Annotated in this window: 18 protein-coding genes; 11 read left to right on the forward strand and 7 right to left on the reverse strand. The window is 69.8% G+C overall.

What is annotated here, in order from left to right:
• Positions 1–2 precede the first annotated feature (2 nt).
• Positions 3–779 carry an IclR family transcriptional regulator gene (locus tag IE231_RS11065; protein ID WP_229866724.1) on the reverse strand — a complete coding sequence of 259 codons (777 nt, stop codon included), beginning with the start codon at positions 777–779 and terminating at the stop codon, positions 3–5.
• A 172-nt stretch (positions 780–951) separates the two neighbouring features.
• Between IE231_RS11065 and IE231_RS11070 the strand changes: the two genes are divergently transcribed.
• From IE231_RS11070 to IE231_RS11080, 3 genes are all read left to right on the forward strand, one after another.
• Entirely contained in the window at positions 952–1,668 is a 717-nt protein-coding gene (locus IE231_RS11070; protein WP_189694016.1) for a CoA transferase subunit A, read from the forward strand.
• Positions 1,669–1,792: 124 nt separating this feature from the next.
• Complete coding sequence (locus IE231_RS11075) at positions 1,793–2,491, forward strand: 3-oxoacid CoA-transferase subunit B (RefSeq protein ID WP_189694017.1); 699 nt, start codon at positions 1,793–1,795, stop codon at positions 2,489–2,491.
• Positions 2,491–3,678 carry an acetyl-CoA acetyltransferase gene (locus IE231_RS11080; protein ID WP_189694018.1) on the forward strand — a complete coding sequence of 396 codons (1,188 nt, stop codon included), beginning with the start codon at positions 2,491–2,493 and terminating at the stop codon, positions 3,676–3,678. The genes IE231_RS11075 and IE231_RS11080 overlap by 1 nt, the downstream gene beginning before the upstream one ends.
• A gap of 108 nt (positions 3,679–3,786) precedes the next feature.
• On the opposite strand, the gene IE231_RS11085 is transcribed toward IE231_RS11080, so the two are convergent.
• Both IE231_RS11085 and IE231_RS11090 read right to left on the reverse strand, forming a co-directional pair.
• The gene (locus IE231_RS11085) at positions 3,787–4,842 is read right to left on the reverse strand and encodes an alcohol dehydrogenase catalytic domain-containing protein (protein WP_189694019.1); all 1,056 of its coding nucleotides are present in this window, start codon (positions 4,840–4,842) and stop codon (positions 3,787–3,789) included.
• Positions 4,843–4,925: 83 nt separating this feature from the next.
• Positions 4,926–5,648: an ANTAR domain-containing protein gene (locus tag IE231_RS11090; RefSeq protein WP_189694020.1), complete on the reverse strand. Its 723-nt coding sequence runs from the start codon at positions 5,646–5,648 to the stop codon at positions 4,926–4,928.
• 288 nt (positions 5,649–5,936) lie between these two features.
• Here IE231_RS11090 and gdhA point away from each other — a divergent pair, with 288 nt between their 5' ends.
• From gdhA to IE231_RS11110, 4 genes are all read left to right on the forward strand, one after another.
• Complete coding sequence (gene gdhA, locus IE231_RS11095) at positions 5,937–7,274, forward strand: NADP-specific glutamate dehydrogenase (protein ID WP_189694021.1); 1,338 nt, start codon at positions 5,937–5,939, stop codon at positions 7,272–7,274.
• A 259-nt stretch (positions 7,275–7,533) separates the two neighbouring features.
• Entirely contained in the window at positions 7,534–8,670 is a 1,137-nt protein-coding gene (locus IE231_RS11100) for a 3-deoxy-7-phosphoheptulonate synthase (protein ID WP_189694022.1), read from the forward strand.
• Positions 8,671–8,680: 10 nt separating this feature from the next.
• Positions 8,681–8,890: a helix-turn-helix domain-containing protein gene (locus IE231_RS11105; RefSeq protein ID WP_189694023.1), complete on the forward strand. Its 210-nt coding sequence runs from the start codon at positions 8,681–8,683 to the stop codon at positions 8,888–8,890.
• A gap of 116 nt (positions 8,891–9,006) precedes the next feature.
• The gene (locus tag IE231_RS11110) at positions 9,007–9,105 is read left to right on the forward strand and encodes a 30S ribosomal protein bS22 (RefSeq protein WP_003792170.1); all 99 of its coding nucleotides are present in this window, start codon (positions 9,007–9,009) and stop codon (positions 9,103–9,105) included.
• A gap of 101 nt (positions 9,106–9,206) precedes the next feature.
• On the opposite strand, the gene IE231_RS11115 is transcribed toward IE231_RS11110, so the two are convergent.
• Complete coding sequence (locus IE231_RS11115; RefSeq protein WP_189694024.1) at positions 9,207–10,016, reverse strand: HAD family hydrolase; 810 nt, start codon at positions 10,014–10,016, stop codon at positions 9,207–9,209.
• A gap of 68 nt (positions 10,017–10,084) precedes the next feature.
• Between IE231_RS11115 and IE231_RS11120 the strand changes: the two genes are divergently transcribed.
• Both IE231_RS11120 and IE231_RS11125 read left to right on the forward strand, forming a co-directional pair.
• Positions 10,085–10,339 carry a glutaredoxin family protein gene (locus tag IE231_RS11120; RefSeq protein ID WP_189694025.1) on the forward strand — a complete coding sequence of 85 codons (255 nt, stop codon included), beginning with the start codon at positions 10,085–10,087 and terminating at the stop codon, positions 10,337–10,339.
• 109 nt (positions 10,340–10,448) lie between these two features.
• Positions 10,449–11,186, forward strand: coding sequence for a redox-sensing transcriptional repressor Rex (locus IE231_RS11125; RefSeq protein WP_189694078.1), 738 nt, complete (start codon positions 10,449–10,451; stop codon positions 11,184–11,186).
• Positions 11,187–11,211: 25 nt separating this feature from the next.
• Here the strand turns inward: IE231_RS11125 and IE231_RS11130 are convergent, their stop codons facing one another.
• The 3 genes from IE231_RS11130 to IE231_RS11140 form a co-directional block, all read right to left on the reverse strand.
• Entirely contained in the window at positions 11,212–11,901 is a 690-nt protein-coding gene (locus IE231_RS11130) for a hypothetical protein (protein ID WP_189694026.1), read from the reverse strand.
• Between the two features lie 4 nt (positions 11,902–11,905).
• Positions 11,906–12,778, reverse strand: coding sequence for a hypothetical protein (locus IE231_RS11135; protein WP_189694027.1), 873 nt, complete (start codon positions 12,776–12,778; stop codon positions 11,906–11,908).
• A gap of 275 nt (positions 12,779–13,053) precedes the next feature.
• Positions 13,054–13,602 (reverse strand): YceI family protein, encoded by a 549-nt coding sequence (locus IE231_RS11140; RefSeq protein WP_189694028.1) that lies wholly within the window; start codon positions 13,600–13,602, stop codon positions 13,054–13,056.
• A 218-nt stretch (positions 13,603–13,820) separates the two neighbouring features.
• Here IE231_RS11140 and IE231_RS11145 point away from each other — a divergent pair, with 218 nt between their 5' ends.
• Positions 13,821–14,489, forward strand: a complete 669-nt coding sequence (locus tag IE231_RS11145; protein ID WP_189694029.1) for a histidine phosphatase family protein — start codon at positions 13,821–13,823, stop codon at positions 14,487–14,489.
• A 66-nt stretch (positions 14,490–14,555) separates the two neighbouring features.
• Positions 14,556–15,116 (forward strand): TlpA family protein disulfide reductase, encoded by a 561-nt coding sequence (locus tag IE231_RS11150; protein ID WP_189694079.1) that lies wholly within the window; start codon positions 14,556–14,558, stop codon positions 15,114–15,116.

Below are 15,116 nucleotides of genomic sequence, written 5' to 3' on the forward strand. Positions count from 1 at the left end.
CCTCAAGGCCGCGGCGCCGCGATGGCAGTCGAGAGCCGGTGAGCCTCGGCCATGAGCAGCTCCCCGAGCTCCTCGCGCCGGCCTGGCCGGAAGCGCGGCTCGATCCCCGTCAGGGACAGCGCCCAGGCCGGGCGGCCGGCCGGGTCGAACACCGCGGCCCCCAGGCCGTACGATCCCTCGACGACCAGCCCCGGGTTGACGGAGTAGCCGAGCTCCCGCGTCTCGGCCAGCTTCTCCCTGAGGGGAGCGGCCGCATGGGGCACGCCGAATTCGGCGAGGCGCGCACCGTCGTCGTCAATGATCGGTTCCGCCTCTTCCGGGGGCAGGAAGGCCAGGATGGCGATCCCCGCGGAGGCCACGCCGAGGGGGAACCGCTTGCCCTCGTAGAGCACGAACGAGCGGACCGGGAAGCTGCCCTCCTCCCGGGCGAGGCACACGGTCTCGTCGCCGCGGCGGATCGAGAGGAACGCGGACTCGCCCGTAGCCTCCGCGAGGCGGCGCAGCGCCGGGCGCGCGAGGTGCTCCACCGCGAAGCGGCCCGCCGCGACCGTGCCCATGACGTACAGCTCAGGGCCGAGATGCCACCGGCCGGTCGCCTCATCGAGGTCGAGGAGGCCGTCCGCCGCGAGGGCCCTGAGGAGGCGGTGGACCGTGGGGCGCGTGAGCCCCGAGGCGCGCACGATGCCCGCTAAGGAGAGGCCCGCGCCGCCCGCCTTGGCGATGATGCGCAGCAGGAGCGCGACGCGGCCCACCACTTGGGTGCCTTGGACCTCTCCCACAGCGCCTCCGTCGAGAATTCCGCCACAATGTGGACAGTCTAGGCCGAGATCTCCACGACGTGAACACCGACCCTTGTCGGGGCGCTTCAAGGCAGCCTACGCTCGCTGATCAGCAGGTCCACAACGTGGATGCCCTGAACCGCGGATGCGGATCCCAGCTCGAGGAGGAGCAATGCCCAAGATGTACAACGACGCCGCGGAGGCGCTCGCAGGGACGCTCGAGGACGGCATGACCCTCGCCGTCGGCGGGTTCGGACTCAGCGGCATCCCGGCGGATCTCATCGACGCCGTGCGCGACTCCGGCGTCACGGGCCTCACGGTCGTCTCGAACAACATGGGCGTGGACGGCAAGGGCCTCGGCGTGCTCATCGAGGCCGGACAGGTCGCCAAGGTCATCGCGAGCTATGTGGGGGAGAACCGGCTCTTCGCGGAGCAGTACCTCGCCGGGAGGCTCGAGGTCGAGTTCGCCCCCCAGGGCACCCTTGCCGAGCGGCTCCGGGCCGGCGGCGCGGGGATCCCGGCGTTCTACACGAAGACAGGCGTGGGCACGCTCGTGGCCGAGGGGAAGCCGCACGAGACGTTCGACGGCGCCCTCTACGTCCAGGAGCGGGGGATCGTCGCGGACCTCGCGCTCGTGCACGCCCACACCGCGGACACCGCCGGCAACCTCGTCTACCGGTACACCGCGCGGAACTTCAACCCGATCGTCGCGACCGCCGGCCGGGTCACGGTCGCGGAGGCCGAGCACATCGTCCCCGCGGGCGAGCTCGACCCCAACCACATCGTCACCCCGGGCGTGTTCGTCCAGCGGCTCGTGCAGGCCACCGACCGGGTCAAGCACATCGAGCAGGTCACCACGCGGCCCCGACCGGCCGCCGTCGCGAGCTGACCCCCGGAACCTGACCCCAATCCGTCTGGGGGTCACCTCCTGAGGGTCACCTCAAGTGACTTCCAGAAGCTGACTCCCAGAAGCTGACTCCCCCAGAACCTGACCCTTAGAAGGAGGGCCTCCCATGGCCTGGACCCGTGATGAGATGGCGGCCATCGCCGCCACCGAGCTTTCCGACGGCGACTACGTGAACCTCGGGATCGGCATCCCGACGCTCGTGGCCAACAACCTCCCCGACGGCGTGACCGTGCACCTGCAGAGCGAGAACGGCCTGCTCGGCATGGGCCCGTTCCCCTATGAGGGCAGCGAGGACCCGGACCTCATCAACGCCGGCAAGCAGACCGTCACGGTCCTGCCCGGCGGCTCGATCTTCGACTCCGCGACGAGCTTCGGCATGATCCGCGGCGGCCACGTCAAGGTCGCGATCCTCGGGGCCATGCAGGTCTCGGGTGCCGGGGACCTCGCCAACTGGCAGATCCCCGGCAAGATGGTCAAGGGCATGGGCGGGGCCATGGACCTCGTGGCGGGGACGCCGCGCGTCGTCGTGCTCACCGAGCATGTCGCCAAGGACGGCACCCCGAAGATCGTCGACGAGTGCACGCTGCCGCTCACCGGGGTCGGCGTCGTGGACCGGATCATCACGGACCTCGCGGTCTTCGACGTGGTTCCCGATCCGGCGCACGACGGCGGGCGGCGGCTCACGCTCGTGAGGCTCGCACCCGGCGTCGGGCTCGACGAGGTGCGCGGGAAGACCGGCGCCGCGTTCGACGTTGCACCCGATGCGGCGCGTGGTGATGAGGCACTCGCGGAGGTGGTGCGCTGATGTCGCTCAAGGACCAGTTCGGAACCGATGTCCTGTTGACCGGTTGGGGCCACACCAAGTTCGGCAAGCTCGAGGGGGAGACGCTCGAGTCGCTCGTCGTGGCCGCGGCGGGCGACGCGATCCGGAGCTCGGGCCTCGAGCCGGGCCAGATCGACGAGATCTATGTGGGCAACTACAACGCCGGCATGGTCCCGCTCGCGTTCACCTCCTCGCTTGCGCTGCAGGTCTCGGACGACCTTGCCAACGTCCCCGCGACGCGCGTCGAGAACGCGTGCGCGTCCGGCTCCGGCGCGTTCCAGCAGGGTGTCAAGGCGCTCCTGGCCGGGACCGCGCGCAATGTCCTCGTGATCGGCGCCGAGAAGATGACCGCCGCGGGCGCGGACGTGGTCGGCGCGGCACTGCTCTCTGCGGGCTACGAGTCCGCCGGGCACCCCTCGAGCACCGGCTTCACAGGGCTGTTCGCTGAGGTGGCCCGGGCCTATGAGGACCGGTACGGGCCCGTCTCGGACGTCCTCGGCTCGATCGCGGCGAAGAACCACCACAACGGCATGGCCAATCCCTACGCGCACATGCACCGCGACTTCGGCGCCGAGTTCTGCCGCACGGTGTCCGAGAAGAACCCGATGGTCGATGCGCCCCTGCGGCGCACCGACTGCTCTCCGGTGTCCGACGGCGCCGCAGCACTCGTGCTCTCGGCCGGCCGCGCGCCGTCGGCCGCCACAGCGCCGGTCCGCCTAGCGGGGTTCGGGCACGCGAACGACTTCCTGCCCGCCGCCAAGCGGGACCCCCTCGAGTTCGCGGGGTCCCGGGCTGCCTGGGGCCGGGCGCTGGAGATGGCCGGGGTCCGGCTCGAGGACCTCGACCTGGCCGAGGTGCACGACTGCTTCACGATCGCCGAGCTGATCATGTACGAGGTGATGGGTCTGGCCGAGCGCGGCAAGGGTGCTGTGGCGGTCGAGGACGGCTCGGTGTTCCGCGGCGGGCGGCTGCCCGTCAACCTCTCGGGCGGCCTCAAGGCCAAGGGGCATCCCGTGGGCGCGACGGGCGTGTCGCAGCATGTCGTCGCGGCGATGCAGCTCTCCGGCACCGCGGGTGAGATGCAGCTCGAGGGCGCTCGCAGGGCCGCCGTGCACAACATGGGCGGCCTCGCGATCGCCAACTACGTGAGCGTGCTTGAGGCCGTCTGAGCGGCGGTCGTGCGGGGCTGAGCGGGCGCACGCCGGGTGAGCGGAGTCGAGGCCAGGTTTCGACTCCGCTTCGCTCCGCTCAACCACCGGGACTTCGCTTCGCTCCGCTCAGCCGGCCGTGATGATCACCTTGAGGGCCTTGGTTGCGGCGGCGTTGGAGAACGTCTCGTAGGCCTCGTCGATCTGCGCGAACGTGAACCGGTGCGTCACGAACTTGGCCGGATCGATCTCGCCCGCTTGGATCTTGCCCAGCAGGTCCGGCGCCGTCGTCGCGTTCACGAGCCCCGTGGTGATCGTGATGTTGTTGATCCAGTCGCGATCGATCGGGAACTCCACGGCCTTGCCATGCACACCCACGTTTGCGACGCGGCCGCCTGGGCGGATCGAGTCGAGCGCAGTGGTGAACGTGGCGGGAACGCCCACGGCCTCGATCGCCACATCGACGCCAAGGCCGTCGCGGCTGAACTTCTTGAGCTCGGCGGCGACATCCACGCCGTCGGCAACGGTGACGGTGTCCGTCGCGCCGAACGTCTTCGCCTGCTCGAGGCGGTACTCGTTGCCATCCACGGCAATGACCTTCGACGCGCCGGCGGGGCCTGCCGTCATGATCGCGGCGAGGCCTACGGGGCCGGCGCCCACAACGGCGACGACGTCGCCCTCCTTCACGGCGCCGTAGAGAACGCCGATCTCGTAGCCCGTCGGCAGGATGTCGCTCAGCATCGCGCCCTGCTCCGCCGTGACGCCCTCAGGGAGCGGGATGAGGCCGTTGTCCGCGAACGGCACACGTACGTACTCGGCCTGCGTGCCGTCGATGAGGTGGCCGAAGATCCACCCGATCCCGCCGACCGTCTGGCAGTGCGAGGTGAGGCCGGCCTTGCAGTAGTCGCACTCCATGCACTTGGTGATGCAGGAGACGATGACACGGTCGCCGACCTTGACCTTCGTGCAGTCGGGGCCGACCTCGGTCACGACGCCGACGCCCTCGTGGCCGAGGATCCGCCCGTCGGTGACAGCCGGGACGTCGCCCTTGAGGATGTGCAGGTCAGTGCCGCAGATCGTGGTCGTCTCGATCTTGACGATCGCGTCGGTGGGATCCTCGATCACCGGGTCAGGGACGTCTTCCCAGGACTTTTTGCCGGGGCCGTGGTAAACGAGTGCCTTCATGGTCCAGACGCTACCGCCGCGAAATGCGGGCGTGGAGGGCCCAAGGACCCTGTCGTCCTGCGGGTCTGAGCTCGGCAGCCTGCTCAGTCGCTGAAGGCGGTCTCCGGCAGCGACGGATGGATGCGCTGGACGAGCTCGGCCGCGACTTCGCGCAGCTTGACGTTGCGGTTGTTCGACGCGCGCTTCAGGATGTCGAAGGCCTCATCGGCCGAGCATCTGTTCTGGGCCATGATGACTCCGACGGCCACGTCGATCACCGTGCGGGCCTCCATCGCCTGGGCCCGGTGCTGGGATCGCTCCTCCTCGTCTGCGAACCGCACCCCGAGTCGGAGCACCCACGAGGCCTCGTTGCGGACCCTGCCGATGCGTGCGAGGGCATGGCGGCGCTCGTGAAGGTCTACGGGCACGGTGCCCACAAGGGACAAGGCCGCCCGCGCCGTCGGTCCGGCATCGACGGGTACCACGAGGTGGCCGACGTCGAGGCCCCACGCCATCCCCGAGGCCCACGAGGCGGGGAGCCTCACGGCGGCCGTCGCGGCCCCACGGTCGAGAGCCGAGGCGAGGTCGACGTCGTCGTCCGCGAGCCTCTCCTGGACGAGGCGCGTGAGCGCCACCGAGCTCGCCGCCGCGAGGGCGGGGTGGTTGCGGCGGCGCAGGACGAGGGCGCACTCCGCGGGGACCGCGCGTGCAAGCAGTGCATGCGTGCGCGCAGCGAGGGCAGTGAGGAGCGATCCGAGGTCGGTGTGCGCGAGCAGCAGGTGGACCGGATCGGGGGTGGCGGGGTGGTGCAGAGGCCGGGCGGCCATGGGGAGAGCTCCTTGACGGACGCGGCCGGCCCGGAGGGCACGGCTGCGGAAGACTGCCGGTGTGCCCGTTTCTTGAGCTCGCGGTCCCATGGCTCAGCCGATGGTCCCGGGAATCATCCTTGAGGACACGCAGGGGCCGGGTCAAATCATGGGGCACGGCCGCCGCGGGCGGCGCCTCCGAGCAGTTCACGATGTGGTCCTCATTGGGGGGCTGACCGACCGTTCTGGAACAATCGCATTGCCCGTAGGGGATTCAGGCGGGCGACGCACCATCGATGAGGGGTCATCATGCACGCCAAGCTGCTTGCCATCCGCGACCAGGTCCAGGCCCGGAACCCGGGCGAGGTCGAGTTCCACCAGGCCGTCGACGAGGTGTTCGAGAGCCTCGGACCGGTCATGGAGCGCCACCCGGAGTACGTCGAGGCCGCCGTCCTCGAGCGGCTCTGCGAGCCTGAGCGCCAGATCATCTTCCGCGTGCCGTGGACCGACGACTCCGGGCACGTGCAGATCAACCGCGGCTTCCGGGTCGAGTACAACTCGGCGCTCGGACCCTACAAGGGCGGGCTGCGCTTCCACCCGTCGGTCTACCTGGGCATCGTGAAGTTCCTCGGCTTCGAGCAGATCTTCAAGAACGCGCTCACCGGCATGCCGATCGGCGGCGGCAAGGGCGGCTCCGACTTCGACCCGCGCGGGCGCTCCGACGCCGAGGTCATGCGCTTCTGCCAGTCCTTCATGACCGAGCTGTACCGCCACATCGGCGAGTACACCGACGTCCCAGCGGGCGACATCGGCGTGGGCGGCCGCGAGATCGGCTACCTGTTCGGCCAGTACAAGCGCATCACGAACCGCTACGAGTCCGGGGTGCTCACCGGCAAGGGCCTGGGATGGGGCGGCTCGCTCGTGCGGCCCGAGGCCACGGGCTACGGCACGGTGCTGTTCGCCAACGAGATGGCCAAGACCCGTGGGGGCAGCTTCGACGGCAAGCGCGTCATCGTCTCCGGCTCGGGGAACGTGGCCATCTACGCGATGCAGAAGGCCCAGCAGCTCGGCGCCGTCGTCCTCGCATGCTCCGACTCCGACGGCTACGTCGTGGACGAGGCGGGGATCGACATCGAGCTTGTCCGGCAGATCAAGGAGGTCGAGCGCGGGCGCCTCAAGGAGTACGCCGAGCGCCGCGGCTCCGCGGTCTACGTTGCGGGCGGGAGCGTCTGGGACGTCGACGCCGAGGTGGCACTGCCCTGCGCCACCCAGAACGAGCTGGGCGAGGCCGCCGCGGTGCGCCTCGTGAACGCCGGCGTCAAGGTCGTGGCCGAGGGCGCCAACATGCCGTGCACACCCGAGGCGGTGACCGTCTTCCAGAAGGCTGGCGTGCTCTTCGCGCCGGGCAAGGCGGCCAACGCCGGCGGAGTGGCCACGTCCGCGCTCGAGATGCAGCAGAACGCGAGCCGCGACTCGTGGACGTTCGAGCACACCGAGCAGCGCCTCACCGAGATCATGGTGGGCATCCACGACCGCTGCGCCGAGACGGCCGAGCTGTACGGCCAGCCCGGCAACTACGTGCTCGGCGCCAATGTCGCCGGGTTCGTCAAGGTCGCCGAGGCCATGCTCGCCCAGGGCCTCGTCTGACCCCCCGGCTCCCCGCGCCGCGGCCGCCCGCATGTCCAGCATGTGGGCGGCCGTTTGCGTGCCGGGCTGCCGCTGGCTACTCTGAGCGCATGTTCAAGCGTTGGTATGCGTATTTTGCGTTGGCTCTGGAGGGCCAAGCGTAGGACTTTCGCGTACCGACTCCAGAGCCAACAGGGCAGGGACCTCACGGTCCTTGCCCTTTGCCATATCAACGGCAGGCTCTGGCCCACGCGGGGGCCTGTCAGGACAAGGACAGACCATGAACCCGCCCAGCACCCAGGCCCCCGCCGCCACGGACTCCTCGACCAGCAACCTCCGCGTCGCCGAGTTCGCCCCGCTCCCCACCCCGCGGAATCTCCTCGACGAGCTGCCGCTCAGCGCGGACGCCGCCCGCGCCGTCGCGCGCGGCCGCGACGAGGTGCGCGCCATCATGGACGGACTCGACGACAGGCTCCTCGTGGTCGTCGGGCCGTGCTCGATCCACGATCCCGAGGCGGGGCTCGAGTACGCGAGCCGGCTCGCCGCCGTCGCCCGCGATCTCCGCGAGGACGTGCTCGTGGTGATGCGCACCTACTTCGAGAAGCCGCGCACCACGGTCGGCTGGAAGGGCCTCATCAACGACCCGGCGCTGGACGGCAGCCACGATATCGCCGGTGGCCTGCGCGCGGCGCGGCGGTTCCTCCTCGACGTCCTCGAGCTGGGACTGTCCACCGCCACCGAGTTCCTCGAGCCGATCAGCCCGCAGTACACCGCGGACGCGATCGTCTGGGGCGCGATCGGCGCCCGCACCACCGAGAGCCAGATCCACCGGCAGCTCGTCTCCGGGCTGTCCATGCCGGTCGGGTTCAAGAACGGGACCGACGGCGGTCTCCAGGTCGCCGTTGACGCCTGCGGTGCGGCCGCAGCAGCACAGGCGTTCCTCGGCATCGACGACGGCGGCCGCGCGGCTCTCGTGGCCACCGCCGGCAACCCCGATACGCACCTCATCCTCCGCGGAGGGGCCGACGGGCCCAACTACTCTGCGGCCCACGTGCGCGAGGCGTCGCGGAAGATGGCCGGCAAGGGCCTCAACCCGCGCCTCATCGTCGACGCGAGCCACGGGAACTCCGCCAAGGACCACCACCGCCAGGCGGAAGTGGCGCTCGAGATCGGCGCCCAGCTCTCGGCAGGCGGAGACGCCTCTGAGGCGCTGGCCGGCGTCATGCTCGAGAGCTTCCTCGTGGGCGGCGCCCAGTCGCTCGACGTGGCCGAGTTCGCCGCGGGCCGGACGCAACTGGTGTACGGGCAGAGCGTGACGGACAAGTGCATGGAGTGGGACGTCACGGAACAGGTGCTGGAGCAGCTCGCCAGCGCGGTGCGCGCCCGTCGCGTTCACAAGGACCACTCCAGCAACTAGAGTATTTTGCATGACTGCGATGGATTTCTCCTCCTCGCGTTTCCTCACCGTTGCCGAGGTCGCCGAGATGATGCGGGTGTCGAAGATGACGGTGTACCGACTGGTCCACTCGGGGGAGATGCCGGCGGTCCGCTTCGGCAGGTCCTACCGCGTGCCGGAGGCCGCAGTCGAGCAGTACCTGCGCAAGTCAGTGGTCGATGGGCGGAGCGAGACCGCCTGACGCGTGCGGTATCCTGTTCAGGAACGTTTTACGTCACGTCACCAGCAGTTGGTTGAACCGCGCCCCGGGCGCGCCCGGCCAGCGGCCGGGGCACCGTCTATCTGTAAGGAACTTACGTGGGTTCGGTTATCAAGAAGCGCCGCAAGCGCATGGCCAAGAAGAAGCACCGCAAGCTGCTGCGCAAGACCCGTCACCAGCGCCGCAACAAGAAGTAGCCGCGCGCCCCTGAGGGGCTGAGGTGAAGCGAGGCCCGTCCCCGGTGGGGGCGGGCCTCGCGGCGTCCTGCAGTGCCATCTGCCGCAGTGCCCTGGAATTGCTAGCGGCGGATCCTCGAGTAGCTGCGCCACAGGCCGTACAGGACCCCGCCGACGGTCGCGGCCTTCAGCCCGAGGGTCGCCGCGCGGCGGCCCGAGCGGAAGTCGTAGATGGGCCAGTTGTGCGCGTTGGCGTGGAGGCGCAGCCGGGTGTCCGGGTTGATCGCGACGGGGTGGCCCACGAGGCTCAGGAGCGGAATGTCGTTGTGGGAGTCGGAGTAAGCCCAGCAGTCGTGCAGGTCCAGCCCTTCCCGTGAGGCGAGCTCGGAGACCGCCTCGGCCTTGGCCGGCCCGTGAAGCACTTCTCCGACGACGCGTCCCGTGTACGCGCCGTCCTCGATCTCCCCGACGGTCCCGAGGGCCCCGGTGAGGCCGAGCCGATCGGCAATGACCGAGGCGATCTCGATCGGGGTGGCCGTCACGAGCCAGACTCTCCGCCCAACCCTCAGATGCTGCTCGGCGAGCGCCTTGGTGCCGGGCCAGATGCGGGACTCGATGAACTCGTCGTAGACCTCGTGGCCCACCGTGGCCACGTCGGCGGAGCGGATCCCGGCGGCGAGGGAGAGCGCGGAGGCCTGGATCGAATGCACGTCCTCAAGGCTCTCCCCCCTGAACAGGAACGCGAGGTGCTTCCATGCGAACCCCGCGGCGTCCTGGAGCGTGAACGCCTTCCGCTCGTACATCTTGCGTGCCACGTGGAAGATGCTCGCACCCTTCATCAGGGTGTTGTCGACGTCGAAGAAGGCCGCCTCCCCGGGGCGCGGAAGCGGTGCGGGCCGCACCGCTGCGGGCGCCTTCTTCTCTGCGGGCATGGTCCGAGTCTAGCCATCCGCCACGGGCCTGAGCGTCGCGGGATGGCGGGGGCGCTACCGTGGGAGATATGCACGACCCCGAGATTGTCCTGGTCACGAAGACCCAATGCCACCTCTGTGAGGACGCGAGGGAAGTGGTCGGCCGCGTGGCCGTTGACGCCGGTATCCCCTGGCAGGAGCGCCTCATCGACGACGATCCTGCCCTGCGCGACCGGTTCGCGGAAGAGGTCCCGGTGGTCCTCGTGGACGGGGTCCAGCGGGACTTCTGGAAGATCGACGAGGCGCGCCTGCGGCGCAGCGTCGAGGCCGCGCGGGGCGCCTGAGGCATTTGGCCGCGCCGCGCGCCAGAACTTAGAGTGGGTGCGCCGCCCGTGCGGCACGGGAGGAGCGGCAGTGGCACGTCAGGCGAGGAGCGAGGGCGACCGGCACTCCGTGGCGCCGGATGACAGGGCTCAGCCTGAGAAGGGCCTCCCGGCCGCCGTCGTCGCCCGGCTCACCATCTACCTGCGCGCGCTCAACTCGTTCCTCGCCGACGGCGTGGACCGTGTCTCCTCGGATGCCCTCGCCGAGGCCTCGGGCGTGAGTTCGTCGACCCTGCGCAAGGACCTCTCGCAGCTCGGCTCCTACGGCACCCGCGGGGTCGGCTACGAGGTCGAGAACCTGCTCCAGCACCTCTCGGCCGCCCTCGGCCTGACCCGCGACTGGCGCGTCGCAATCGTCGGAGCCGGCAACCTCGGCCGTGCGCTCGCCCGGTACGGCGGATTCGGGACGCGTGGCTTCGACGTCGTGGCCCTGCTCGACACGGACCCGCAGATCATCGGCAACGAGATCGGCTGGCTACGGGTCACGGACGCCGCGAACCTCGAGGCCGTGTTCGAGCGCACGAGGGCGAACATGGCGGTCCTCGCGCTCCCGGCCTCCGTGGCACAGTCGGTGTGCGACCGCGTGGTCGCCGCCGGCGTCAGGAGCATCCTCAGCTTCGCACCGACCATCCTGCAGGTCCCCCCGGGCGTGACCCTCCGCAAGGTCGACATGGCCACCGAACTCCAGATCCTCGCCTATCACGCGCAGCGTGGTGAGTCGGGCGGAGAGAGCGGTCAGCCCTCGGCGGCCGCGGCTCACACGCAGGCGCACGACGACGCGGCGCGCCACCGGGGGCCGTCCGCCTGAGGCGAGGCCAGCGCTGTGCACCCGGTCAGCGGAGGTAGCCGCCCCCGAGCCGCGCGGCACGCCGGGCCGCGATGTACAGGCTGGAGGGTGGAAGCCACGTGAGGACCGTCGCGGCGAGGTAGAGCGCGCCGGCCGTGAACGAGACCACGTACACGAAGGCCGGCAGCGGGAACAGCATCGCTGCGGGGAGCGCGGCCACGGCGAGGATCGCTGCGCTCGCGAGGTAGCCCATAAGCGAGAGCCCTGCGAGGACCGTCAGCAGGATGCGGACCCAGTTCATGCCTGCCCTCACGCCGAAGGCCATGAGCAGCCAGATCGCCGCGGTGGCGATCGCGGAGGCCCAGACGATGGGGGAGCTGACCGCCGTGAACTGGTCGGCGAATGCGCCGGGATTCCCGCGGCCGGCGCGTACGGAGGACTCCGTGATGGCCTCGCGCAGGTAGCCGTGCATCCAGTCCAGCATCGAGGGGATGACAGCGAGCGGGAGGACAGCGGCCGCGACGAGGAACCAGAACGCGAGCGTGAGCGTGAGGGGACGGGGCAGGCCCACCGTTGGCATGCCCGGGAAGGTCCCGCTGGGCAGCTGGCTGGGCCAGGGCCCGTGATAGGCGCCCTGGGGCGGAAGCGGCGCGGCGGCTGGCGGGTGCTGGCGTGGACCGGGCTGGCCGGACGGCTGCTCGGCTGACGGGTACGGCGGGGTGGGGTGCTGGTTCACGGCGTCACTGTCCGTAGGGGTTGCCGAAGGTCGGGCCCTTCGGGGTGCTGTAGGTGTTCGCGATCTGGTTCCTCGAGTCGAGGAACGCCGTGACTGCTGGTCGGAACAGCAGGACCATCGCTGCGACCGCCACGGCTATCGTGATGAGCGCGTAGATGCTGGCCGCGAAGAAGCTGCCCACGGTCAGGCACAGGAACACGGCGCCCACTGTCCGCGCCCACCGCTTGCCCTTCGGGAGGAAGACCCCGCAGAGGACCAGCACCGCCGCGTTCACAATGACGCAGGCAATCGCCAGGTACAGGAAGATGCGGATGGCCTGCTGGAACTCGGCAAAGGACAGCCCGGTCCTGCCCGTGGCACTCGAGACCTGGTTGAACATGTCGTGGAGCATGCTGGCCGGCATGGTGAGGATCGTCGCGATGACGAACGCGCTCACCACCACTTCGGCGGCCGCCGTCACGAACATCAGGATAGAAGCGGTGCGAACAGCCCTGCGCTGCTCGTCAGCCCCTGGCAGTCCGAAGCCGGGCACCTGCCCGTAGGGAGGCTGCCCGTAGGGGTTCTGGCCGTACGGCGGCTGCCCGTAGGGAGGCTGCTGCCACGGCTGCCCATACTGGTTCTGCGGGTACGGGGGTTGCTGCCCGTACTGCGGCGGCTGCCCGTACGGCGGCTGCTGCCCGTACTGGTTCTGCCCGTACGCCGGCTGTTGCCCGTACTGGTTCTGCCCCTGGGGGGTCTGCTGCTGGCCGTGCTCGTATCCGGGGGCGTATTGGCCGTAGCGGGGTGCGGGACGTCTCGGCGTTGGCGACGGCTGGTCTCCCTGCTCGGGCTCGCGAGGAGGCTCGGAGCCGTTCGGAGGGACGTCAGGCGTGCTCATGGGGGTCCAATCGTCGAAGGTGCCCGGTGGGGAACGGCCGCTCCCCGATGCCTTGGAGCCAACCCTAGCGCGAGAGGGCACACCCCCGGCATCGGGCCACGAGCCCACAGTATCCATCCGACCGGAGATTCACGAGAGGTTCCGATGCGCCGTAGCTCAGGAGGGGCCGCGGATATGGAGCCGGCCCCGCAGCCAGCGGTTCACTGGCGGCGGGGCCGGTCCGGCGTGCCGAGGAGCGGCAGGCCAGGTTCAGAGGCCGATCAGGCCCGGTGCGGTCAGGCCTGCGGCGCGATGAACGCGAGGTCGAGGGAGATGACCACCTTGTCGGAGACGAGGACGCCGCCGGTCTCGAGGACGGCGTTCCAGGTCAGGCCGAAGTCCTTGCGGGAGATCGTGGTCTCGCCGGAGACACCGGCGCGGGTGTTGCCGAACGGATCAACCGCGATGCCGTGGAACTCGGTCTCGATCGTGACCGACTTGGTGACACCCTTGATCGTGAGGTCGCCGGTGACGTCGAAGTCGTCGCCCTTGGACTGGATCGAGGTGGACGTGAAGGTGATCTCCGGGAACTGCTCCACGTCGAAGAAATCGGCGCTCTTCACGTGGCCGTCGCGGTTCGCGTCGCCCGAGTCGAAGGAAGCGGTCTTGATGACCGCGGTCGCCTGGGTCTGCTCGCGGGTCTCGCCGACCTCGACCGTGGCCGAGACATCGGTGAAGCGCCCGCGGACCTTGCTGATGCCAGCGTGGCGGACGGTGAAGCCGACCTCGCTGTGCGAAGCGTCGAGGGTCCAGGTGCCGGTGGTGAGGCCGTGGGGAAGTGCCATGGTTGATCTCCTGTCGAGAAATTGATTGAAGCGTCAAGTACCGCTGCTTCAATGAAAACATGCAGCAGCATCTACCGCAAGGGGTGTGGCGGAGCTTACACAGGGAACTCTAGGGTCGGCGTGGTAGTTCTACTAGCTGTAGAATCGGGGGGTTGCCGACGGATCCGTGCCTGCCGAGGATTTCGCCGCTGCCCGCCACGTTTGAGAAACTGGATGCTATGCCCTCTTCAACCGTCCATCTGCTGCGCCATGGCGAGGTCTACAACCCCTCGGGCGTGCTCTATGGCCGGCTTCCGGATTTCCATCTCTCGGCACTCGGCCGCGAGATGGCCAATTCCGTCGCGTCCCACTTCGCGAGGCGAGCGCTCGACGGCGCGCAGATCGTCCTGCTCGCCGCCTCGCCCCTGACGCGCGCCCAGGAGACAGCGCAGCCCACCGCCACGGTGCTGAACCTCGCGATCCGCACGGAACCGCGGATCATCGAGGCCGAGAACCACTTCGAGGGCCTCCGGGTGACACCCCGCGAACTGCTCAAGCCCAAGCACTGGCGCTACCTCGTCAACCCGCTCGAGCCGTCATGGGGAGAGCCGTACGAAGCCCAGGCGGAGCGTGTCCTCGCGGCCGTGCGCGATGCGGCCCGGCGCGCCGTCGAGATCGGCGGCGACGGAGCCGAGGCCATCCTCGTGGGACACCAGCTGCCCATCTGGGCCGCCCGGCGCAAGGCCGAAGGCCGCCCCCTCGCCCATGATCCGCGACAGCGCGAGTGCACGCTCGCGTCCATCACGTCGCTGACGATCGACGACGCGACAGGCGCCATCGTCTCCGTCCGCTACACCGAGCCGGCGGCCCGGCTGCTGCCCGGCGCTGCCACCACCCCGGGGGCCTGAGTGGCGGAGGAACTGAACCGCTTCCCGGGCATCTCCCGCCGGCGCATCCTCGGCGCGGTGGGAGCGATGGGCGCCGCCGGCCTCGCCGCGGTGCTGTCTGGCTGCGCGGCCGACGACCCGCTCGCCCAGCAGGCGCGGGCGGGCGACAACAAGAACTACGTGGCCGGCGACGGGTCCGTCACCGAGTACGCGAAGGACACCCGCAAGCCGCCGGTCCAGTTCACGGGAACCCTCTACGACGGCACCACCGTCAGCTCCCAGCAGCTGACCGGCCACGTCACCGTCCTGAACTTCTGGTTCGCGGCGTGCGCGCCCTGCCGGATCGAGGCGCCCGAGCTCGAGGCACTGCACGCCGAGTTCAAGCCCCAGGGGGTCGCGTTCTACGGCGTCAACCTGCGGGACGAGAAGGGCACGGCGGAGGCCTTCGAACAGAGCTTCAAGCTCACGTACCCGAGCTTCAACGACAAGGACGGCCAGGTGCTCCTGGCCATGTCGGGCATGGTGCCCCCGGGCGCCGTCCCCACCACGCTCGTCCTGGACAAGCAGGGCCGGGTCGCCTCCCGGATCCTCGGCCAGCTCGAGCGCGGCACGCTCAGGGCCCTCATCACGTCCGCGGCGGCCGAGTAG

Source organism: Sinomonas cellulolyticus, assembly GCF_014656475.1.
GTDB lineage: Bacteria > Actinomycetota > Actinomycetes > Actinomycetales > Micrococcaceae > Sinomonas > Sinomonas cellulolyticus.